This is a genomic window from Pseudogulbenkiania subflava DSM 22618, from assembly GCF_900177275.1.
GTDB classification, from domain to species: domain Bacteria; phylum Pseudomonadota; class Gammaproteobacteria; order Burkholderiales; family Chromobacteriaceae; genus Pseudogulbenkiania; species Pseudogulbenkiania subflava.
Genome location: NZ_FXAG01000008.1, coordinates 1 through 20,133, shown reverse-complemented (window position 1 = coordinate 20,133; position 20,133 = coordinate 1). Strand labels below are relative to the sequence as shown.

The window sequence follows — 20,133 nt, the reverse complement described above, 5'->3', positions numbered from 1 at the left end:
CCCCCGCTGGCAGCGCCAAGACAACACCGACCGCAGGCCTCGTCGCTACCGCCTCGTCATGCGGCTGGACATTCCGCCGCAGGCGACTACAATTGACCGGTTGTCGCCCGCCCTCCCCACCCACGCGGCATTTTCCCCACACTCCCGGCGCTATCACACACGAGTTAAAAACTGCAAAAGCTGGACATCTTGCAGCGAATTACGGCAAACTCGCGCCCATGATGAAGAACGGGACGTAAGTCTTGACCCCAAAAATCCTTGTTTTGCACGGCCCCAACCTGAACCTGCTAGAGGTTCGGGAGCCCGCACATTACGGCCGCGAAACGCTCGACGCCATCAACCAACGCCTGAGCGAACAAGCCCAGGCCGCCGGTTTTGTGCTGGAAGCGCTGCAAAGCAATGCCGAGCACGTGTTGATCGAACGCGTGCACCAGACCCTGCACGACGGCACCGCATTCATCCTCATTAATCCCGCCGCGTTCACGCACACCAGCGTGGCCCTGCGGGACGCGCTGGCCGGCGTCAAACTCCCGTTCATCGAAATCCACCTATCCAACGTCCACGCCCGCGAACCGTTCCGCCAGCACTCGTATTTTTCCGACCTGGCGGTCGGCGTCATCTGCGGGCTGGGTGCACACGGCTACGAACTGGCCCTGGCGCATGCTGTGAAGCAGCTTGCCGCCCGGAGCTGAGTTCCTGCCCCAAACAGAACATCCCATTCGAAGGATTGCCATGGACCTGCGCAAACTGAAAAAACTGATCGATCTCGTCGAGGAATCCGGCATCGCCGAACTCGAAGTGACCGAAGGTGAAGAAAAAGTCCGCATCACCCGCGTATCGGCCAATGCCAACATTGCCTACGCCCAGCCGATGCACGCCATTCAGATGCCGGCAGCGGCGCCGGTGGCGGCGCCCGCCGCCGTGGTCGACGCGGCACCGGCCGCCGTCGACACCAAAAATGCGCTGAAGTCGCCGATGGTCGGCACCTTCTACCGCTCGCCGAGCCCGGGCTCCAAGGCCTTCGTCGAGGTCGGCCAGAGCGTCAGCGCCGGCGACACCCTGTGCATCATCGAAGCCATGAAGCTGATGAACGAGATCGAAGCCGACCGCTCCGGCGTGATCAAGGCCGTCCTGGCCGAAGACGGCCAGCCGGTCGAATACGGCGAACCGCTGTTCATCATCGAGTAAGTCCCCATATCGAGGAACGTGAAATGGGAAAAGTGATCGGCCCGGCCTCACTTTTCGCGTTTCACGTTTCGCTTTTCACGGGTGTTCCCCATGTTTGAAAAAATCCTCATCGCCAACCGCGGCGAGATCGCCCTGCGTATCCAGCGCGCCTGCCGCGAAATGGGCATCAAGACCGTCGTGGTGCACTCCGAAGCCGACCGCGATGCCAAGTACGTCAAGCTGGCCGACGAATCGGTGTGCATCGGCCCGGCGCCGTCCGGCCAGAGCTACCTCAACGTGCCGGCGCTGATCGCCGCCGCCGAGGTCACCGACGCCCAGGCCATCCATCCCGGCTACGGCTTCCTGTCGGAGAACGCCGACTTCGCCGAACGCGTCGAGCAATCCGGCTTCGTCTTCATCGGCCCGCGCTCGGAAACCATCCGCCTGATGGGCGACAAGGTCTCGGCCAAGCAGGCGATGATCGAGGCCAAGGTGCCGACCGTGCCCGGTTCCGCCGGCGCGCTGCCGGACGACCCGGTCGAAATCACCAAGATCGCCAAGAAGATCGGTTTCCCGGTGATCATCAAGGCCGCCGGCGGCGGCGGCGGGCGCGGCATGCGCGTGGTGCACACCGAAGCGGCGCTGATCAACTCGGTCAACATGACCCGCACCGAGGCCGCGGCCGCCTTCGGCAACCCGACGGTGTACATGGAGAAATTCCTCGAACAACCGCGCCACATCGAAATCCAGGTGCTGTCCGACGAATACGGCAACGCCATTTATCTCGGCGAGCGCGATTGCTCGATGCAACGCCGTCACCAGAAGATCATCGAGGAAGCGCCAGCCCCGGGCATCACCGAGGCCCAGCGCAAGAAGATCGGCGAGGCCTGCGCCGACGCCTGCCGCCGCATCGGCTACCGTGGCGCCGGCACCTTCGAATTCCTGTTCGAAAACGGCGAGTTCTACTTCATCGAGATGAATACCCGCGTGCAAGTCGAACACCCGGTATCGGAAATGATCACCGGCATCGACATCGTCCAGGAACAGATCCGTATTGCCGCCGGCGAAAAACTGCGCTACAAGCAAAAGGATATCGTGTTCAAGGGGCACGCCATGGAGTGCCGTATCAACGCCGAAGATCCGTTCACCTTCGTACCGAGCCCGGGCAAGATCGAGAGCTACCACCCGGCCGGCGGCCCGGGCATCCGCATCGACTCGCACATCTACCAGGGTTACACTGTGCCTTCGCACTACGATTCGATGGTCGGGAAACTGATCGCCTTCGGCGACACCCGCGAGCAAGCCATGGCGCGCATGCGCGTGGCGCTGTCCGAAATGGCGATCACCGGCATCAAGACCAACATCCCGCTGCACCAGGAACTGTTCATGGACGGCGCCTTCCAGAAGGGCGGCACCAGCATCCACTACCTGGAAGAGCGTCTGGCCCAGATGAAGAAGGGGAGCGCCTGATGGCCTGGCTTCAAGCCACCATTGACACCGACTCCGTGGTGGCCGAGCAGTTGGCCGACGCCCTGATGGACGCCGGCGCACTGTCGGCCGCCATCGAGGACGCGCTGGCCGGCACCGAGCTGGAGCAGCCGATTTTCGGCGAGCCGGGCGAACCGGTCGACAAGCTGTGGAGTCAGAGCCGCATCATCGCGCTGTTCGACGAAGCCGCCGACGTCGCGCTGATCATCGCGGCCGCCAGCACCCAGTGCGGGATCGCATTGCCGCACTATGCCGAGGAGCGGGTCGAAGAACAGGACTGGGTGCGACTGACCCAGGCCCAGTTCGAGCCGATCCGCATCTCGGAACGGCTCTGGATCACGCCGACCTGGCACGAGAGCCCGGACCCCGCCGCCGTCAACCTCCAGCTCGATCCCGGCCTGGCTTTCGGCACCGGCAGCCACCCCACCACGCGGCTGTGCCTGCAATGGCTCGACGCCAACATCAAGGGCGGCGAGAGCGTGCTGGATTACGGCTGCGGCTCGGGCATCCTGGCCATCGCCGCGCTCAAGCTCGGTGCGGCCTCGGCGGTCGGTATCGACATCGATCCGCAAGCGGTGCGCGCCAGCCAGGACAACGCCACCCAGAACCAGGTGGTCGCCCGTTTCTATCTTCCCGACGCCACCCCGCAAGCGCAGTACGACGTGGTGCTGGCCAACATCCTGGCCAACCCGCTGCGCCTGTTAGGTGAACTCCTTTCCGGCCACGTCAAGGCCGGCGGCAAGATTGTCCTGTCCGGCATCTTGCAGGAGCAGGCGGAAGAGCTATCCGCCATCTACGCGACCTGGTTCGACATGGAACCGCCGGTATTCGACGAAGGCTGGACCCGACTCACTGGAACCCGACACGCCACGGTATGACGCATACGACACAGTGCCCCGGCTGCCAGACCCGCTTCAAGGTTAGCGATGCCCAGCTCGCCGTTGCCAACGGCCTGGTCCGCTGCGGGCGCTGTGCGCATGTCTTCAACGCCACCGAACACATGATCGTGGCGGAGCCGCCGCTGCTCACGCCGACGCCGCCGGTACCGCCCCCCCCCCCTGCCGTGCCGCCAGCCAGCCGCCCCGACCCGGCCGACGACTTCGAGCTGGAGTTGCCCGACTTCGACCCGCTAGGCAGCCCCCCGGCCACCGAGACGGCGCCGTCGGCAGAGACGGTCGCAGCAGCCCCCCCCAGCGCACCGGCCACCGACGCCAATGACATGGCCACGTTCCAGCGCGCCCTGTCCGAGGCGATGCAGCACCGCGATGCCACGGCGCCGATCGGCGACCCGTTCGCGACAACGGAAGCGCCGCCGCGCTCCGCCGACGACCCCTTGCAAGCACTGCTGGAAGAGACGCTGTCGGAACACGCCGGCCCCGCCACGCGTGGCGCCCGTAACGAAACCGAAGCACGGGAAGAACGTGGCCAGCCAAAGGGGGCCACGGTGATGGTGATGCCGGAGGCGGACTCCGAACCCACCTTCGACCCGGCTACCGACATCCCCGGCATTGAGCCAGCGCCAGCGGCGGCGCGCCGGACGGGAAACTGGCAGACCTGGCTGATGGCCGGCCTGGCGTTGATCGGCATGCTGGCCCTGGCGCTGCAACTGGTCTACCTCAACCGCACCCGCATTGCCGCCGAGGTGCCGGAACTGCGCCCGACGCTGGAAAAACTGTGTCTGGGCGTCGGCTGCAGCGTTCCGCTGCCAACCGACAGCGCGCTGATCCGTACCGAATGGTCGGAGCTGTCTTTCGTGCCCGATCAGCAGAACCTGATCCAGCTGGCCGCCACGCTGAAGAACCACGCCGCGTACCCGCAGGCTTATCCGATGCTGGAGGTCACGCTGAAGGATGCCGAGGACCAGGTGGTGATCCGCAAGGTGTTCTCGCCACAGGAATACCTCAAGCCCGACGACTACAAGGCCATGCAGTTCAAGAGCAATAGCGAGATACGCATCGCCATGCGCTTCGACGTCGGCAAGGTCCGCGCGATGGGCTACAGCCTGCTCTGGTTCTACCCCTGAACCTTAGTGCCTTTTCATCAGGCGGCCACGCCTTCTCAACTTGAGCGCCGGCAGCACGGCATGCGACGCTTTTGAAGGGCCGCGCAGCGATGCGCAATCCTCAGGTACTCCATATAGTCCGGTTTCTGACGCTGGCGGCGCTCAAGCTGCTTTGGCTTCCTCAGCAACGGCCATAGGCACTTGGTGCCATCCCTCTGCACAAGCCGCCATCGGGCGGCTTTTTCGTTGCCCCCTGATTTCCGCTTGTTTTCTGCCCGATCTCGTCCACCATGAGTAGATAACGCGGGAGAAAACAGGACATGGACATGTTTACATTGCAGCACCGTGACGACGCCTTGCAGGTGCTTGGCGACTTTCCCCAGGTCGGCAATCCGCTGCACAGTTTCATGCTGGTCGACGAAAACCTGAACGACGTCTCACTCGAGCAATTTCATGGCTCGCCCAAGGCGATCATCACCTTGCTGTCGCTCGACGAGCAGGAATACGGCGGCATCGAACTGCTGCAGGAGACACGGCGCTTTCTGGAGCAATGGCCCGGCCTGCGGCTGTTTGTGATCTCGGTCGACTCGCCGTCGACTCTGCGGCGCGCGCGCCGCGAGCACGGCCTGCCTGGGGTGACGCTGCTCTCGACGCTGCGCGGGCGCGATTTTCACAAGTTTTACGGTGTGCTGATCGCCGATTATCCGCTGGCGGGTTACACCGCCCCTTCGCTGATCCTGACCGATTCGCGGGATCAGGTGATCTACGCCGAACGCCTGCGCGACACCGAAGAACTATTCGACTTCGCCGGTATCGCCAAGACCATCGAAGGGCGCTGAGGCGGGTCGAGCCTGCCAAACAAAAAGCCACCCTAGGGTGGCTTGCTGTCAGTGTGGCGAGGTTTCAGTCCAGGCGCTCGCCGGATTCCGATTTCGGCTCGCGTCCCAGCAGTTCCTCCACCACCTTGTGCGGATCGCTGCCGTGATAGAGCAGGCCGCACACCGCGGCGGTGATCGGCATGTCGACCTCGAGCCGCTCGGCCATGGTCAGCACCTCGCGAGCGGTCGGCACCCCTTCTGCAACGTGGCCCAGTTCCTGCAGTATCTGCTCCAGCGACTTGCCTTCGGCCAGTTTCAGGCCGACCTGACGGTTGCGCGACAATGCACCGGTGCAGGTGAGGATCAGATCGCCCATGCCGGCCAAGCCCATCATGCTCTGCTGGCTGCCACCCAGCGCCAGCGCCAGCCGGGTGATCTCGGCCAGGCCACGGGTGATCAGCGCGGCGCGGGCGTTCATGCCGAACTGCAGGCCGTCGGCGACGCCGGTGGCGATCGCCATGACGTTCTTCACCGCCGCCCCTACCTCGACGCCGACCAGGTCGTCGTTGGCGTAGAGCCGCAGCCGCGGGCTGTTGAGCGTCCGCGCCATGCGCTTGGCGAAGGCGTAGTCGTCCGAGGCCACGGCGAGTGCAGCCGGCAATCCCATCGCCACCTCGCGCGCGAAGCTCGGGCCGGACAGCACCCCGCACGGCACGCCGGACGGCAGTTCCTCCGCCACGACCTGGTGCGGCAGCAGGCTGGAGCCCGCCTCGAAGCCCTTGCAGGCCCACAATAGCGGCGGCAACCCGGAAGACAGGGCGGTCAGCGCGCGCAGGGTCGGGCGCAGCCCGGCCATCGGCGTGACGATCAGGATCAGGTCGGCGCCGTCAACGGCATGCGACAGCTCGGCGCTCAAGGCCAGCTCGTCGGGCAGAGGGCAGCCCGGCAAATAGCGGGTATTGAGACGCTCCGCCGCCATCTGGGTCACCTGGTCGGCGTCGCGCGCCCACAGGGTGACATGGTGATGGCGCGCGTAGGCGATCGCCAACGCGGTGCCCCAGGCACCCGCTCCCAGCACAGCCAGTTTCATGCGATCTCCCGTTTACAGGCCCCAGAGGTCGGTGATGCGGACGTAACCTTCGCTGCCGTCGCGATGGCGCACCTTGACCCAGCCGGCCTGGGGCGGCTCGAGCAGTTCGAGCACGCCGTCGCGCGGCACGCTGAAGCGCAGCGGCGAGGCGGCATCGGCCTCGGCGCGCACTTCGCTCTTGTCGACCACCACCAACAGCATGCGCTGCGTGGACAAGGCCGCCGACGGAATCCAGGCGATGCCGCCGGTGGCGTCGCGCACGCGCGACCACTCCTTCTGGCTCGTCAGCACTTCGACCGGGTAGTAGCGGCTGACCACGAACAGCTTCTTCGCATTCAGCGCCGGCGCTTCGTACAGCGCCACGCCGGTCTCCTTGACAGAGCGGAACTCCAGTGCGTTGGCCAGCGGGGCGGCGAACCCGGCGGCCAGCAGCAGCGAGACGACGAGGGACTTCTTCATACGGATCAGGCGTTGCCGGCTTCGGCCAACTGGGCGCGCTGCTGCATGTACAGCGACTCGAAGTTGATCGGCGACAGCAGCACCGGCGGGAAGCCGGCGCGGTTCACCAGGCTGGACACGGTTTCACGCGCGTACGGGAACAGGATGTTCGGGCAGGCCACGCCGAGGATCGGCTCGATGTCGTCGGCCGGCACGTCGCGGATCTGGAAGATGCCGGCTTGCGCCACTTCGGCCAGGAACATGGTCTTTTCCGGCAACTTGGCGGTCACGGTGACGGTCAGCGTGCACTCGTAGAAGCCATCCTCGATCAGCTTGCCTTCCGAGGCGAGCTGCATGTCGATGTCCGGCTGAGCCTGCTCGAGGAACACCTGCGGGGCGTTCGGCACTTCGAGGGACAGGTCCTTCACGTAGATTTTTTCGATGGAGAAAACCGGTTGCACTTCTTGTTGTTCGCTCATGTTCAATCTCGCCTGACACCCGCCATGGGGTGGAATCAAATAAGGGAAAAATCAGCCGGCATCATCGCATGAAAGCGCAGCCGGAGTCACCGTCAGTCCGCCAGCAGCACGTCGAGCTTGCCGGCGTGCTCGAGCGCCGCCAGGTCGTCGAAGCCGCCGACGTGGCTGTCGCCGATGTAGATCTGCGGCACGGTGCGGCGGCCGGTGCGGCTCATCATCTTCTCACGCTCGGCCGGTTCCAGGTCGACGCGGATTTCGGTGATGCCGGCCACGCCCTTGCGTGCCAGCAGTTGCTTGGCACGGATGCAGTAGGGGCAGACGGCGGTGGTGTACATGGTTACGGGTTTCATCGGGGTTCCACAGGAAGGCTTGGAGGTACCGGCAAATTATACTCCGGCTGCCCGCCGGCGGCGGGATCAAAACGCGTCACCAGGTCGCTCACCACCCGGTCCAGCGCCGGCACCAGTTCGGCGGCGCGCGGGCTGTTGACGAGGGCGACGAGGGCGAGCCGACGGCCGTCGGCCGCCTGCCAGTAACCGGCCAGGGCACGCACGCCGTCGAGCGTGCCGGTCTTCAGCCGCAGGCGCGGTCCCAGGTTGGCAAAGCGCTTCTTCAGCGTGCCGTCCGCCGCGGCGATAGGCAGGCTGGCCAGGAACTCGCCGGCGTAGGGACCACGCGCCGCGCTTCTCAGCACTTCGCCCAGCAGCCTGGCCGAAACGCGCTCCTGGCGCGACAGCCCGGCGCCGTTCTCCAGCACCAGCGGCGTGGCGGGAATGCCGGCTTCGGCCAACGTTTGCCGCACGGCGCGCTCGGCGTCGGCCACGGTGTCGCCGCTGCCGCCGGCCACCCGCCCCAGCGTCAGGTACAACATGCGCGCCATGGTGTTGTTGCTGTACTTGTTGATGTCCGCCAAGGCGGCCGGCAAGGGGTCGGAGTCATGGCTGGCCAGCACGCGCGCCTCAGGCGGTGCCGTGCCACGGCCGCTGGCCGCCGCTCCGCGCCCGCCCAGCTCGCGCCACAGCGCGGTGAAGGCCTGGGCGGCGTACTGGTCGTGGTCGAGCACGTTGACGTAGCTCTGCGCCCCGTCACAGCTTCTTGGCAAGGCACCGCTGACGCTGACATGCTCGTTCTCGACCTGGATGCTGACGACCCGCCGCACGTCGTCGCAGGGGCCCTCGCCGCCGTCGCTCAGTGCGCTGGTCAGGCGCACCCCGGCCAGCGGCGGATCGAGCGTGACGCGGGCGCCGTTGCCGTCGTTGAAGAAGCGCAGCCAGGCCACCTTGAGCCCGGTGAGGTGGGTGTCGGGATCGACCATGAACACGCGCCCGACATCGCCGCCGAAATCGCTGGCGCTGCCGATGCGGCTGAAGGCGCACTTGTCGAGCAGTAGCCGCCCCTGGATGCGCTCGATGCCGCGCGCGCGCAAGGTACGCAGCATGTCTTGCAGGTCGCGGTTGGCAAACCGCGGATCGCCGGCGCCGATCCAGTACAGATCGCCCTGCAGCACGCCGTGCCGCAACGGCGCCGCCGACACCAGCTCGCTGTGCCAGCGGTAGTCGGGGGTGAGCCGGGTCAGCGCGCTCCAGCCGGTCAGCAGCTTCATGGTCGACGCTGGATTGACGGCCTGCTCGGCGCGGTACGCCTCGAACACGCCCTTCCCTTCCACCGGGGCCGCCCACAGCGCGATCTCGTCGGCATGGATGCCGTACAGTTCCAGCGCGCAGGCCGGCAGCATCCAGCAGGACAGCACCAGCAGCGCCATGGCGCGTAATCGTTTCATCACATCTCCTGCGGGTCGACGTCGAGCGACCAGCGCAAGGCGCGGCCATGCGTCTTGGCCAGCCGTTCGGCCAACGGGACGAGTCGTTCGAGCAAGGCATGCAGCGCGGCGCGGCTGCCGCTCTCGAACACCAGCTGGGCGCGCTCGCGGTTGGCGAGGCGCACCATCAGCGCCGGCGCCGGGCCGGACACCAGCACGCCGTCGGCGTGCGGCTCGGCCTCGGCGCGTAGCGCGGTCAGAAAGGCGGTGGCGCTGGCGAGTTCGTAGGCATCGGCACGCAGCAGTGCCTGGTGCACCGCCGGCGGGAAGCCCGCCATGCGCCGCTCCTCGAGCAGGGTCTGGGCGTAGCCGTCGAAGTCGTGGCGCAGCAGCGCCTGGTACAGCGGGTGCTCCGGCCATTGCGTCTGCACCAGCACCTCGCCCGGCGCCTCGGCGCGGCCGGCGCGGCCGGCCACTTGCAGCAACTGGGCGAACAGCCGCTCGGCGGCGCGGTAGTCGGCGGAGTACAGCCCGCCGTCGGCGTTCAGCACCGTGACCAGCGACAACGCCCCGAAATCGTGCCCCTTGGCCAGCATCTGCGTGCCCACCAGCACGTCCACCTCGCCGGCGCGCACCTTGCGGTACACCTCGTCCCAGGCCGCCTTGTGGCGCGTGGTGTCGCGGTCGATGCGCAGCAGGCGCGCCTCCGGCAGCAGCCGCGCCAGCGCCGCCTCCAGGCGCTGCGTGCCCTGCCCCAACGGCTTGAGATCGACGTTGCCGCAGTCGGGGCAGACATGCGGCACCGCCTCCTCCCAGCCGCAGTGGTGGCAGCGCATCTTGCGCTCGGCGAGGTGCACCACCAGCTTGGCCGAGCAGCGCGGGCAACCCGACAGCCAGCCGCACTCGTGGCACGCCACCACTGGGGCGAAGCCGCGCCGGTTGATGAACACCAGACTCATCTCGCCACGCGCCACACGCGCCTTCAGCGCCGCGATCACCGCTTCGGCCAACCCCTCCACCAGCTTGATCCGGCGCGTGTCCACCAGCCGGATCGCCGGCAGCCGCGCCGCGTCGTGAGCGCGCCGGCTCAGGGTCAGGCGCCGGTAACGTCCGGCCGCGACGTTGGCCATGGTTTCCAGGCTGGGCGTGGCGCTGCCCAGCACGATCGGCACCCGCTCCTGGCGCGCGCGCCATACCGCCAGGTCGCGGGCGTGGTAACGCAGGCCATCCTGCTGCTTGAACGAGCTGTCGTGCTCCTCGTCGACCACGATCAGTCCCAAGCGCGGCAGCGGGGTGAATACCGCCAGTCGGGTGCCGATGACGATGCCGGCGCGCCCTTGCCAAGCGTCGACCCAGCCCTTGAGGCGCTCGCCGTCGGCCAGGTGGCTGTGCAGCATCACCACCCGCGTGGCAGGAAAGCGCCCGGTAAAGCGCTCTATCAACTGCGGCGTCAGGTTGATTTCCGGCACCAGCAGCAGCACCTGGCGCCCGGCCGCCAGCACCCGTTCGATCAGGCGCAGATAGACTTCGGTCTTGCCGCTGCCGGTAATGCCGTGCAACACATAGGGGGCGAAGTCGTCACGCGTTTCCGACAGGGCCTCCAGCGCCCGCTGCTGTTCGTCGTTCAGGCTCGGTGCCGGGGCGACGCGCAAGGGCAGCGGCTCCGGCGGCACGCGCTCGGCCCGGCCCTCCTGCAGCCAGTCGGCCAGTATGCGCCCGGCCTGGGCGCTGACGGCACGCACCGCCGCGTTCGTCAGCGGACCGTCCTGCAAGGCCTGCCACAGCGCCCGGCGCGCCTTTTGCCGTGCCGGGGGTTCTTCGGCCAACCCTGCCCCGGTCAGCTGCCACAGGCGCTCGTCCTCGAGCCGGACCGCGCAGTCGGTGCGCAGCGCACCGGGAAGCGCGGTGAACAGGGTCTGGCCGATGGGATGGTGGTAATAATCGGCGGCGAAACGCACCATCGCGAGCAGCGTGGCCGGCAGCGGCGGCAACTCGTCGAACAGTTCCTCGACCCGTTTCAGGCGTCCGATCTCGATACCCTCGGTAGGTATATCATTGGTAATGAAGCCACACACCCGGCGTGGACCAAACGGCACCCTGACCCGCTGACCCGCGCGCAACGGCAGATGGGTCAAGTAGCTGAACGTTCCAAAAAGGGGCACGTCCACGGCCACCTGAACCGCGCACTCCTCCGCCATCATTCGCTCCCCCGCGCAAACCCTGTCCAGGCAAGGCTTTCTGCCACCTGCCCACAGAAGCTGTGGATAACATTGTGCACAACTGCCTTGCGACGATGCCGAATGGTTGATCCGCGCCGTTGCAGTTAGTTTGCACAAAAATTAATCAAATTATATTTATCAATTAATTCAAAAACTTAACCTGTTTGCGCCAAGCTGGGTCAAACCCTGCTCCCGCCTCATGCGCAGGCCACGTCGGTGTGCATAAGTCATGGAACAACTGTTGGAACCCCTGTCAATCCCTTGACAGCAAAAACCCGCAAAGTAAAACGGCCACTGGAAAACCAATGGCCGCATGGGCATATATACCCCCGGTTGGCTATGACAACGTCTCAACCGTGGTAATGGTAGGGAACCGACAGACGATGCACCGCCTCGACCAGCACCGCGGCGTGATCCGGGTTGACGAACTGGGAAATGCCATGGCCCAGGTTGAACACGTGGCCGCTACCTTGACCGTAGGAGGACAGGATGCGGCTGACTTCCTTTTCGATGCCCTCCGGGCTGGCAAACAGCACGTTGGGATCGAGGTTGCCCTGCAGCGCCACCTCGCCGCCAACACGGCGACGCGCGTCGGCGATGTCGGTGGTCCAGTCGAGCCCGATGGCGTCGGCACCGATCGTGGCGATGTCTTCCAGCCACTGGCCGCCGCCCTTGGTGAACACGATCACCGGCACACGACGACCATCCGCCTCGCGCTTGAGGCCGGCAATGATCTTCTGCATGTAGGCCAGCGAGAAGGTCTTGTAGGCGGCGTGGGTCAGCGCCCCGCCCCAGGTATCGAAGATCTGCACCGCCTGTGCACCGGCATCGATCTGGGCATTGAGGTAGTCGGTGACGGTACGCGCGTTGATGTCGAGGATGTGATGCAGCAGTTCCGGGCGGCTGTACAGCATCGCCTTGACGTTGCGGAAGTCGTCCGAGCCACCGCCCTCGATCATGTAGCAGGCCAGCGTGAACGGGCTGCCGGAGAAGCCGATCAGCGGCACCCGGCCGTCCAGCGCCTTGCGGATGCTGGCCACGGCGTCGAACACGTACTGCAGCTTGTCCATCGGCGCCACCGAGAGCGCCTTGATGGCGGCCTCGTCGCGCAGCGGGTGCTGGAACTTGGGCCCCTCGCCCTCGGCGAAATACAGCCCCAGCCCCATCGCATCCGGCACGGTGAGAATATCGGAGAACAGGATCGCGGCGTCGAGCGGGAAGCGCTCCAGCGGCTGCAGCGTCACCTCGGTGGCGAACTCCGGGCTGGTGCACAAGCCCATGAAGCTGCCGGCGCGCGCGCGCGTGGCGCGATATTCCGGCAAGTAGCGGCCGGCCTGGCGCATCATCCAGATCGGGGTGTATTCAACGGGCTCCTTGAGCAGGGCCCGCAGGAAAGTATCGTTCTTGAGCGTGGTCATGATGAATGGCAGTGATTGGTTTCATTTTTCATTATACCCCGCCTTCATCCCTGCCGGCGCGTAGCCGTCGAGCCCGATTTCACACCAGCCCCAGCCAGCCCAGCAAGGCCCCCGCCCCCAACAGCCACAACGGATTGAGCCGGCTCTTCCACGCCACCGCGGCGGTCGCCCCGCACAGCAGCCAGGAAGCCCAGCCGTCGTTGGCGGAACGACTCAACAGCCAGGCGCTGCCCAGCACCAGGCCGATCGTCACCGGCGCCAGCCCGCGTTCGATCACTCGGCGCCACGGCGAGGCACGAAATCGCTGCCACAACCGCGCCACATAGAAACTCAACAGCGACGACGGCCCGCACATGCCCAGCGTGCTCACCAGCGCGCCCGGGATGCCCGCCACCTTCCAGCCGATCAGGCTCACCACCAACACATTGGGCCCGGGTGCGGCCTGCGCGATGGCGAACAAGGCGGCGAACTCCGTCCCGGTCATCCAGCCATTCGACTCCACCACGTAACGGTGGATTTCCGGCAGCAGCGCATTCGCGCCCCCCACCGCCATCAGCGAAAACAGCGAAAACGTCCCCAGCAGCGACAGCAGCACGCTCATGACCACCGCTCCCGTGTCCGCCACGCCAGCGCGATCGCCAGCGGAGCCAGCACCAGCAGCACTGCCAGCAGCGGCAGGCGCCACAGCCCGACCGCGACCAGGGTGAGCAGCGAGATGACCAGGCACCAGCCGCGCCGCTCCAGCTTTTCGGCCAACCTCAGTCCCATCGCCACCACCAGCCCAGCCCCCGCCGACGCCAGTCCCGCCAGCACGCCGCGCAAGGCAGGCACGGACTGGTAATGCCCATACAGCATAGCGAGCGACAGCACGATCACCAAGGGCGCCAGCATCAGCCCTCCCACCGCCGCCAGCGCACCGCTGACACCGTGAAAGCGCGAGCCGACCGCCACCGCCACGTTGACGATATTGGGTCCGGGCAGCACCTGCCCCAGCCCCAGCACCTCGGTGAATTCGGCATCGGACAGCCAACGCCGCTGCATCACCAGCATGCGATGCGCCAGCGGCAGCACGCCGCCGAAGCCGGACAGCCCGACAGAAAAGAAACCGGCAAACAACTCCTGCCGGCGTGGGGTATGCAGAGTGGTATCCATGGCGCAAGGCTACCCCTGCGGCCGGCACGGCACAAACGAGTTTTTATGGCGACGCTGGTGAGATAAACTCAACTGCATGTCCCGTCGCCTCCCCCCGCTCAACGCCCTCAGAGCCTTCGAATCCGCAGCTCGCCTCGGCAGCTTCAGCGCCGCCGCCGAAGCCCTGCATGTGACCCACGGCGCCATCAGCCGCCAGGTGCAGCAACTCGAAGACTGGCTCGGTTTCACCCTGTTCGAGCGGCGCGGCCGCCGCGTCACGCTCAACGCCGCCGGCCAGGCTTACCTGCCGGCACTGCAGACGGCGTTCGACGGCATTGCCGGCGCCACCGAGGCCCTGACCGCGCGCCGCCAGGGCCGCCGCCTCCAGATCAACGTCACGCCGACGCTCGCCATGCACTGGCTGCTGCCGCGCCTCACCCGCTTCCAGCTGCGCTACCCTGGCGTCGAACTGCGCCTGGCCACCTCCGACGCTGCCATCAACAACCAGAACGCCGACTTCGACATCGCCATCCGCCGCAGTCAGGAGCACTGGCGCGGCTTCGTTGCCCATGCCTTCCTTGCCGAGCGTGAACTGCCGGTGTGCAGCCCGGCGCTGCTCGCACGCCACCCCATCGCCAGCGTGGCCGATCTCACCCAGCACACCCTGCTGCACTCGGAAACCCGGCCGGTCGCCTGGGAACGCTGGCTCGCCGCTGCCGGGGCACCGGCACTGCAGCCCGCCGCCACCCAGCATTTCGACCACTACTACCTGGCGCTGCAGGCCGCCATCGACGGTCTCGGCGTCACGCTCGGTCCACTGCCGGTGATCGAGGAAGAACTCGCCTCCGGCAAGCTGGTGGCTCCGCTGCCGGGACCGGAGGTGGTGGTCAAGGGCTATTGCTGGGTCGTGCCGCAAAGCCTGGTGGGAGACGAACTGGTTTCGGCCTTTTGTGCCTGGCTGGAGGAAGAGGCCACCGGCAGCGAGTGAGCCGAGCGGCGAGCCTGAGCCGACCAACGAGCCCAGTGGCACTCACCCATCAGCGCCGCATCGAAGGCCGGCAGAGCGGCCGGATCTACCAGGCCCTTCCGGCTGCCCAAACGGCGTTGGCCGCCAGCCCGTTACCAGGCTGGCGGCCAACTCGCGCCTTGCCGATGCTGCCGAGCAGCGCTGGACTTAAACGTCGGCCTCGACCTCGTTGCCCTTGGCCTCCATCCAGCCGCGCCGGCTGGCCGCCTCGCCCTTGCCCATCAGCATGGTGAACATGCGGCGCGTGTCGTCCTCCGCCTCGGGACGCACCTTCACCTGGGTCAGGCGGCGCGTGTCCGGGTGCATGGTGGTGTCCTTGAGCTGCTCCGGATTCATCTCGCCCAGGCCCTTGAAGCGGCTGATGCTCCAGGCGTTCTCGCGCACGCCTTCGCTGCGCAGGCGGTCGAGGATGGCCTCCAGCTCGCCCTCGTCCAGCGCGTACAGCTTCTTCGGCGGACGGTGCTTGCCCTGCCCCGGCACGTCGACGCGGAACAGCGGCGGCTGCGCGATGCAGATGTGGCCGTTGGCCAAGAGCGCCGAGAAGTGACGGTAGAACAGCGTCAGCAACAACACCTGGATGTGTGAGCCGTCGACGTCGGCGTCCGACAGGATGGCGATCTTGCCGTAGCGCAGCCCCGACAGGTCGGCCTTCTCGCCCGGCGCATGCGGGTCGACCCCGATCGCCACCGAGATGTCGTGAATCTCGGCATTCGAGAACAGCTGATCGCGGTCGGTCTCCCAGCTGTTGAGCACCTTGCCGCGCAGCGGCAGGATGGCCTGGTATTCCTTGTCGCGCGCCAGCTTGGCCGAACCGCCGGCCGAATCGCCCTCGACCAGGAACAGCTCGTTGCGCTCAATGTCCTCGCTCTCACAGTCGGTCAGCTTGCCCGGCAACACCGCCACGCCCGAGCCCTTCTTCTTCTCGACCTTCTTCACCGACTTCAGACGCGACTGCGCCTGGCGAATCGCCAGCTCGGCGATCTTCTTGCCAGCCTCGACGTGCTGGTTCAGCCACAACTCCACCGGGTCGCGCGCCAGGCCAGAGATTAGCTTCAGCGCATCGCGGCTGGTCAGCTTCTCCTTGGTCTGCCCCTGGAACTGCGGATCGAGCACGCGTGCCGACAGCACGAAACGCACCCGGCTCCACACGTCCTCGGCCATCAGCTTGACACCGCGCGGCAACAGGTTGTGGTGATCGACGAAGCTCTTCACCGCATCGAACACCCCGGCGCGCAGGCCCGCCTCGTGCGTGCCGCCGGACGACGTCGGGATCAGGTTGACATAACTCTCGCCACCGGCGCCGTCCTCGAACCACGCCAGCGCCCACTGCACTCCCTCGCCTTTGGCGAACTGCTCGTGGTCGTCGCCAATGTAGGCCTCACTAGCGAACAGCGGCGCCACCGGCTCGTCGCCGTTGCACAGCTCGGCCAGATAACTCTTCAGCCCCTGCGGATACTGCCACACCTTGACCTCGTCGCCGCTCGGGCGCTCGATGGTCAAGGTCACCGCCACCCCGGGCAGCAGCACCGCCTTGGCACGCAGCAACCGCTCCAACTCGGGCAGCGAATAGCGCGGACTCTCGAAATACTTGCCATCCGGCCATACCCGCACCCGCGTGCCGCTGGTACGCGCGCCGCAATCGCCAACACGAGCCAGCGGCTCGATCACGTCACCGCCGGCGAACACCATGCGGTACACCCCGCCTTCGCGCTTGACCTCGACCTCGAGCCGCGTCGACAGCGCATTGGTCACCGACACGCCGACACCGTGCAAGCCGCCGGAGAACGCGTAGGCACCGCCATCCTTCTTGTTGAACTTGCCGCCCGCATGCAGCCGGGTGAACACCAGTTCCACTACCGGCACCCCTTCCTGTGGATGCAGGCCCACGGGGATACCGCGCCCGTCATCCTCCACGGACAGCGAGCCGTCCTGGTGCAGTGTCACCGCGATCTTGCGCGCGAAGCCGCCCAAGGCCTCGTCGGCGGCGTTGTCGATCACTTCCTGGCAGATGTGGGTCGGATCGGTCGTCCGGGTATACATGCCCGGACGCTCCTTGACCGGCTCCAGTCCCTTGAGGACCCGGACCGAGGATTCGTCGTACTGTTGAGTCATAGCGTGTCGATGGTTAACGCGCTCAGTCGGCCGATCTGGCGTTCGTGAACGCGGGCAAAAAACAATTGGGAAACGAGTGCACCGCACAGCGCCAGGAACATATCCCACTGGGTATCCCATGGATCGCCCTGCGTCGCCAGAAAGGCATCGGCGGCAGCGCCGATGGCCAGCGCGGTCCACCACTCCACCAGCTCGTAACAGGCGGACAGCGCCATGCAGAAACACACCACCATAAATGTCAGCCAGCCACCCTGCAGCGGAGTCTGCCGGCGCAGCACCTCACGCGCCAGGATGGCCGGGAAAAACCCCTGGGCCAGGTGGCCGATACGGTCATAATGATTACGGGAAAAATCGAACAGCTCCTGCAGCCAGAAGCCGAGCGGGGTGAGCGCATAGGTATAGTGCGCCCCTACCAGCAACACCATGGCGTGCAATGACATGGCCCATACCGCCAGCGGGCTCCAGGCAAAACGCGGCCACAGCCACCAGACCAGCGGCAAGCCCAGCACGGCCGGAATCGCCTCCAGCCACCAGGTCGCCGCATCGTGCGCACCTAGCGCCGACCACAGCACGACCATGCCCACCAGCCCGAAAGGCAACCAGGGACGAGGAAGAGCCGTGGATATCGGCATGCGCATCAGCTCTCGTCGGTCTTTTCCGGTGCGGAATGGCGGCGCTGCAGGTAAGTCTCGTAGCTTTCCATGCCCCGCAAAAAGCGGGACAACTCACCCAGGGCACGCTGGTAGACGTCGCGTTTGAACTCGATCACCAGATCGACCGGCGCCCAATAATCGTTCCAGCGCCAGCCGTCGAACTCGGGGTGGTTGGTCGCCCTCAGGCAAACATCACAATCGCGGCCGACCAGTTTCAGCAGAAACCAGATCTGCTTCTGGCCCTTGTAGCTGCCGCGCCATTCGCGCCGCACCCAGTTGGTCGGAACGTCGTAGCGCAGCCAGTCGCGCGTACGGCCGAGAATTTTGACATGTTGTGGCAAGAGACCGACCTCTTCGAGCAGCTCACGGTACATCGCTGCTTCCGGACTCTCACCAGGCTTGATGCCCCCTTGCGGAAACTGCCACGAGTGCTCGCGCACGCGCTTGCCCCAGAACACCTCGTTACGGGCGTTGATGAGGATGATTCCGACATTGGGGCGGTATCCGTCCCGGTCCAGCATGGAGAAACCTGCAATTCGTCTAGTTAGTCGAATTTTTGCACATTTCGTCTACCCATGCCATTCGGCCTTCCGTCCAAGGAGGGCTCCGCCCTAGCGGATAAGGCGTGGCGCGCGCTCTGTCGGCCCAAACGGTGAACACGTCCGACGCCCTCGTCCAATCCGTGCCCGGCCCGAGACAAAGGTCTTGCCCGTACCCGGCAGAGCAGGTTAAATGACAGAGTGCTGATCAGCTGAACTATGATGAAGCGTTGATCTATACAAGCGTTTTACCGACACGGCAATCCGGGTGTCGGCTCGTGCCTACTTGACTCAAGATCGTAACCCCCGTCGAAGGAGTTTCCTATGAAACGTAAGGCTGTCATTCTTGTTGCCAGTGCTCTGGCTACGGCCGCCTCGGCCAGCCACGCCGCCAGCAGTGTGCTGAACGTCTACAACTGGTCCGACTACATCGCCGAAGACACCATTCCCACTTTCCAGAAGCAGACCGGCATCAAGGTGCGCTACGACGTCTATGACAGTAACGAAATCCTGCAGGCCAAAATGCTCACCGGCAAGTCGGGTTACGACATCGTTGTTCCCACCAACCAGTTCCTCGCCAAGCAGATTCAGGCCGGCATCTACCAGCCGATCGACAAATCCAAGCTGAGCAATTACAAAGAACTGGATCCGGAACTGCTCAAGCTCATGACCAAGTTCGACCCGGACAACAAGTACGCGGTGCCCTACTTCTGGGGGGTCAACACCATCGGCATCAACACCGACAAGGTCACCAAGGCACTGGGCGGTAAACTCCCGGAAAAACAGTGGGACATCCTGTTCAAGAAGGAAAACGTTTCCAAGCTCAAATCCTGCGGCGTCAGCGTACTGGACTCGCCGGGTGAAGTATTCCCGATGGTACTGAAATACCTCGGCAAGGACCCCGCCAGCAAGAATGAGGCCGACTACAAGGAAGCCGCAGCCCTGCTGAAAACCATCCGCCCCTACATCACCCGCTTCTCCTCCTCCGGCTACATCAATGAACTGGCCGGCGGCAACCTGTGCCTGGTCTACGGCTACGGTGGCGACCTCAATATCGCCCGCGTGCGTGCCGAAGAAGCCAAAAACAAGGTCAAGATTACCCCGCTGGTACCGAAGGAAGGCGTCGCCATCTGGGTCGACAGCATGGTCATCCCGAAAGATGCCAAGAACGTCGACAACGCCTACAAGTTCATCGACTACAACATGAGCGCCAAGGTGGCGGCTGCCAACGCCAACACCGTGAACTATGCACCGGGCAGCCTGGCGGCGCGCAAGTTCATCAAGAAGGAAAACCTCAGCAACCCGTCGATTTTCCCGACTCCTCAGGACATTCAGCACAGTTTCGTGATGCTGCCGATGGATCCGAAATTGCAGCGACTGACCACCCGTCTGTGGCAGGAAATCAAGACTCAGAAGTAACCTTCGGGCTGTCATGGTGTTACCAAGGCCGGTGATCCGGCCTTTTTCTTGCCATCAGCGGCAGGGGGAGTAACGCAGAGCCACCGCCACCCCAAGCGCCAGCGCGTCGGGGACACGGCGGGCGGCACGGGGTTTTGGCCGCGCCAAAGCAAAAAGCCCAGCTCGTAGTGAGCTGGGCTTTCTTGAGGGGAGTCTGGCGGTGTCCTACTTTCACACGGCAATGCCGCACTATCATCGGCGCTAAGGCGTTTCACGGTCCTGTTCGGGATGGGAAGGGGTGGGACCACCTCGCTAAGGCCGCCAGACATAAACTGTCAACAAACTAGAAGAAGCCTGGAAGCCGGTTGGCTTCCATTTCGAATTGGGTAATCGAT

At 65.3% G+C, this 20,133-nt stretch carries 20 protein-coding genes and 1 rRNA gene; 8 read left to right on the top strand and 13 right to left on the bottom strand.

Features of this window, described 5'->3' with window-relative positions; genetic code table 11:
- The first annotated feature begins 242 nt into the window (after positions 1-242).
- From aroQ to B9N72_RS08845, 6 genes are all read left to right on the top strand, one after another.
- Positions 243-692: a type II 3-dehydroquinate dehydratase gene (gene aroQ / locus B9N72_RS08870; RefSeq protein ID WP_085276057.1), complete on the top strand. Its 450-nt coding sequence runs from the start codon at positions 243-245 to the stop codon at positions 690-692.
- Positions 693-732: 40 nt separating this feature from the next.
- Positions 733-1,188 (top strand): acetyl-CoA carboxylase biotin carboxyl carrier protein, encoded by a 456-nt coding sequence (accB, locus tag B9N72_RS08865; RefSeq protein ID WP_085276056.1) that lies wholly within the window; start codon positions 733-735, stop codon positions 1,186-1,188.
- A gap of 90 nt (positions 1,189-1,278) precedes the next feature.
- Positions 1,279-2,637, top strand: a complete 1,359-nt coding sequence (gene accC, locus B9N72_RS08860; RefSeq protein WP_085276055.1) for an acetyl-CoA carboxylase biotin carboxylase subunit — start codon at positions 1,279-1,281, stop codon at positions 2,635-2,637.
- Complete coding sequence (prmA, locus tag B9N72_RS08855; protein ID WP_085276054.1) at positions 2,637-3,533, top strand: 50S ribosomal protein L11 methyltransferase; 897 nt, start codon at positions 2,637-2,639, stop codon at positions 3,531-3,533. The genes accC and prmA overlap by 1 nt, the downstream gene beginning before the upstream one ends.
- Positions 3,530-4,678 (top strand): DUF3426 domain-containing protein, encoded by a 1,149-nt coding sequence (locus B9N72_RS08850; RefSeq protein WP_085276053.1) that lies wholly within the window; start codon positions 3,530-3,532, stop codon positions 4,676-4,678. The genes prmA and B9N72_RS08850 overlap by 4 nt, the downstream gene beginning before the upstream one ends.
- Positions 4,679-4,983: 305 nt before the next feature.
- Positions 4,984-5,496 (top strand): redoxin domain-containing protein, encoded by a 513-nt coding sequence (locus tag B9N72_RS08845; protein WP_234985930.1) that lies wholly within the window; start codon positions 4,984-4,986, stop codon positions 5,494-5,496.
- Between the two features lie 64 nt (positions 5,497-5,560).
- Here the strand turns inward: B9N72_RS08845 and B9N72_RS08840 are convergent, their stop codons facing one another.
- The 9 genes from B9N72_RS08840 to B9N72_RS08800 form a co-directional block, all read right to left on the bottom strand.
- On the bottom strand, positions 5,561-6,565 hold the full coding sequence (locus B9N72_RS08840) for an NAD(P)H-dependent glycerol-3-phosphate dehydrogenase (protein ID WP_085276051.1): 1,005 nt from the start codon (positions 6,563-6,565) through the stop codon (positions 5,561-5,563).
- 12 nt (positions 6,566-6,577) lie between these two features.
- A complete protein-coding gene (locus B9N72_RS08835; protein ID WP_085276050.1) occupies positions 6,578-7,024 on the bottom strand; it encodes an SH3 domain-containing protein in 447 nt (148 codons plus the stop codon).
- Positions 7,025-7,029: 5 nt separating this feature from the next.
- Positions 7,030-7,482: a protein-export chaperone SecB gene (gene secB, locus B9N72_RS08830; RefSeq protein ID WP_008954848.1), complete on the bottom strand. Its 453-nt coding sequence runs from the start codon at positions 7,480-7,482 to the stop codon at positions 7,030-7,032.
- 92 nt (positions 7,483-7,574) lie between these two features.
- Positions 7,575-7,832 carry a glutaredoxin 3 gene (grxC, locus tag B9N72_RS08825; RefSeq protein ID WP_008954847.1) on the bottom strand — a complete coding sequence of 86 codons (258 nt, stop codon included), beginning with the start codon at positions 7,830-7,832 and terminating at the stop codon, positions 7,575-7,577.
- A complete protein-coding gene (gene dacB / locus B9N72_RS08820; protein ID WP_085276049.1) occupies positions 7,829-9,262 on the bottom strand; it encodes a D-alanyl-D-alanine carboxypeptidase/D-alanyl-D-alanine endopeptidase in 1,434 nt (477 codons plus the stop codon). The genes grxC and dacB overlap by 4 nt, the downstream gene beginning before the upstream one ends.
- Positions 9,262-11,439 carry a primosomal protein N' gene (locus tag B9N72_RS08815; protein WP_085276198.1) on the bottom strand — a complete coding sequence of 726 codons (2,178 nt, stop codon included), beginning with the start codon at positions 11,437-11,439 and terminating at the stop codon, positions 9,262-9,264. The genes dacB and B9N72_RS08815 overlap by 1 nt, the downstream gene beginning before the upstream one ends.
- Positions 11,440-11,810: 371 nt before the next feature.
- A complete protein-coding gene (hemE, locus tag B9N72_RS08810; protein ID WP_085276048.1) occupies positions 11,811-12,878 on the bottom strand; it encodes a uroporphyrinogen decarboxylase in 1,068 nt (355 codons plus the stop codon).
- A gap of 79 nt (positions 12,879-12,957) precedes the next feature.
- Entirely contained in the window at positions 12,958-13,479 is a 522-nt protein-coding gene (locus B9N72_RS08805) for a chromate transporter (RefSeq protein WP_085276047.1), read from the bottom strand.
- On the bottom strand, positions 13,476-14,030 hold the full coding sequence (locus B9N72_RS08800; protein WP_085276046.1) for a chromate transporter: 555 nt from the start codon (positions 14,028-14,030) through the stop codon (positions 13,476-13,478). Before B9N72_RS08800 ends, B9N72_RS08805 begins: the two co-directional genes overlap by 4 nt.
- 76 nt (positions 14,031-14,106) lie before the next feature.
- Here B9N72_RS08800 and gcvA point away from each other — a divergent pair, with 76 nt between their 5' ends.
- Entirely contained in the window at positions 14,107-14,997 is an 891-nt protein-coding gene (gene gcvA / locus B9N72_RS08795) for a transcriptional regulator GcvA (RefSeq protein WP_085276045.1), read from the top strand.
- A gap of 186 nt (positions 14,998-15,183) precedes the next feature.
- Here the strand turns inward: gcvA and parE are convergent, their stop codons facing one another.
- Genes parE through B9N72_RS08780 form a run of 3 tightly spaced genes read right to left on the bottom strand, consistent with a single transcriptional unit; the run spans position 15,184 to position 18,322 of the window.
- Positions 15,184-17,148 carry a DNA topoisomerase IV subunit B gene (gene parE / locus B9N72_RS08790; RefSeq protein ID WP_085276044.1) on the bottom strand — a complete coding sequence of 655 codons (1,965 nt, stop codon included), beginning with the start codon at positions 17,146-17,148 and terminating at the stop codon, positions 15,184-15,186.
- Complete coding sequence (locus B9N72_RS08785; protein ID WP_200810918.1) at positions 17,145-17,780, bottom strand: DUF2238 domain-containing protein; 636 nt, start codon at positions 17,778-17,780, stop codon at positions 17,145-17,147. Before B9N72_RS08785 ends, parE begins: the two co-directional genes overlap by 4 nt.
- Before the next feature lie 5 nt (positions 17,781-17,785).
- Positions 17,786-18,322, bottom strand: coding sequence for an RNA pyrophosphohydrolase (locus B9N72_RS08780; protein WP_143477787.1), 537 nt, complete (start codon positions 18,320-18,322; stop codon positions 17,786-17,788).
- Positions 18,323-18,664: 342 nt separating this feature from the next.
- Here B9N72_RS08780 and B9N72_RS08775 point away from each other — a divergent pair, with 342 nt between their 5' ends.
- Positions 18,665-19,759 (top strand): polyamine ABC transporter substrate-binding protein, encoded by a 1,095-nt coding sequence (locus B9N72_RS08775; RefSeq protein ID WP_085276041.1) that lies wholly within the window; start codon positions 18,665-18,667, stop codon positions 19,757-19,759.
- Positions 19,760-19,950: 191 nt separating this feature from the next.
- Here B9N72_RS08775 and rrf read toward each other — a convergent pair.
- Positions 19,951-20,064, bottom strand: a 5S ribosomal RNA gene (gene rrf, locus B9N72_RS08770).
- Positions 20,065-20,133: the final 69 nt, after the last annotated feature.

What these genes read in the sequence shown, in the direction of transcription:
- accB (WP_085276056.1), top strand. Translation starts at nt 733, where the DNA reads ATGGACCTGCGCAAACTGAAAAAACTGATCGATCTCGTCGAGGAATCC.
- accC (WP_085276055.1), top strand. Translation starts at nt 1,279, where the DNA reads ATGTTTGAAAAAATCCTCATCGCCAACCGCGGCGAGATCGCCCTGCGT.
- prmA (WP_085276054.1), top strand. Translation starts at nt 2,637, where the DNA reads ATGGCCTGGCTTCAAGCCACCATTGACACCGACTCCGTGGTGGCCGAG.
- B9N72_RS08850 (WP_085276053.1), top strand. Translation starts at nt 3,530, where the DNA reads ATGACGCATACGACACAGTGCCCCGGCTGCCAGACCCGCTTCAAGGTT.
- B9N72_RS08845 (WP_234985930.1), top strand. Translation starts at nt 4,984, where the DNA reads ATGTTTACATTGCAGCACCGTGACGACGCCTTGCAGGTGCTTGGCGAC.
- B9N72_RS08840 (WP_085276051.1), bottom strand. Translation starts at nt 6,565, where the DNA reads ATGAAACTGGCTGTGCTGGGAGCGGGTGCCTGGGGCACCGCGTTGGCG.
- B9N72_RS08835 (WP_085276050.1), bottom strand. Translation starts at nt 7,024, where the DNA reads ATGAAGAAGTCCCTCGTCGTCTCGCTGCTGCTGGCCGCCGGGTTCGCC.
- secB (WP_008954848.1), bottom strand. Translation starts at nt 7,482, where the DNA reads ATGAGCGAACAACAAGAAGTGCAACCGGTTTTCTCCATCGAAAAAATC.
- grxC (WP_008954847.1), bottom strand. Translation starts at nt 7,832, where the DNA reads ATGAAACCCGTAACCATGTACACCACCGCCGTCTGCCCCTACTGCATC.
- dacB (WP_085276049.1), bottom strand. Translation starts at nt 9,262, where the DNA reads ATGAAACGATTACGCGCCATGGCGCTGCTGGTGCTGTCCTGCTGGATG.
- B9N72_RS08815 (WP_085276198.1), bottom strand. Translation starts at nt 11,439, where the DNA reads ATGGCGGAGGAGTGCGCGGTTCAGGTGGCCGTGGACGTGCCCCTTTTT.
- hemE (WP_085276048.1), bottom strand. Translation starts at nt 12,878, where the DNA reads ATGACCACGCTCAAGAACGATACTTTCCTGCGGGCCCTGCTCAAGGAG.
- B9N72_RS08805 (WP_085276047.1), bottom strand. Translation starts at nt 13,479, where the DNA reads ATGAGCGTGCTGCTGTCGCTGCTGGGGACGTTTTCGCTGTTTTCGCTG.
- B9N72_RS08800 (WP_085276046.1), bottom strand. Translation starts at nt 14,030, where the DNA reads ATGGATACCACTCTGCATACCCCACGCCGGCAGGAGTTGTTTGCCGGT.
- gcvA (WP_085276045.1), top strand. Translation starts at nt 14,107, where the DNA reads ATGTCCCGTCGCCTCCCCCCGCTCAACGCCCTCAGAGCCTTCGAATCC.
- parE (WP_085276044.1), bottom strand. Translation starts at nt 17,148, where the DNA reads ATGACTCAACAGTACGACGAATCCTCGGTCCGGGTCCTCAAGGGACTG.
- B9N72_RS08785 (WP_200810918.1), bottom strand. Translation starts at nt 17,780, where the DNA reads ATGCCGATATCCACGGCTCTTCCTCGTCCCTGGTTGCCTTTCGGGCTG.
- B9N72_RS08780 (WP_143477787.1), bottom strand. Translation starts at nt 18,322, where the DNA reads ATGCTGGACCGGGACGGATACCGCCCCAATGTCGGAATCATCCTCATC.
- B9N72_RS08775 (WP_085276041.1), top strand. Translation starts at nt 18,665, where the DNA reads ATGAAACGTAAGGCTGTCATTCTTGTTGCCAGTGCTCTGGCTACGGCC.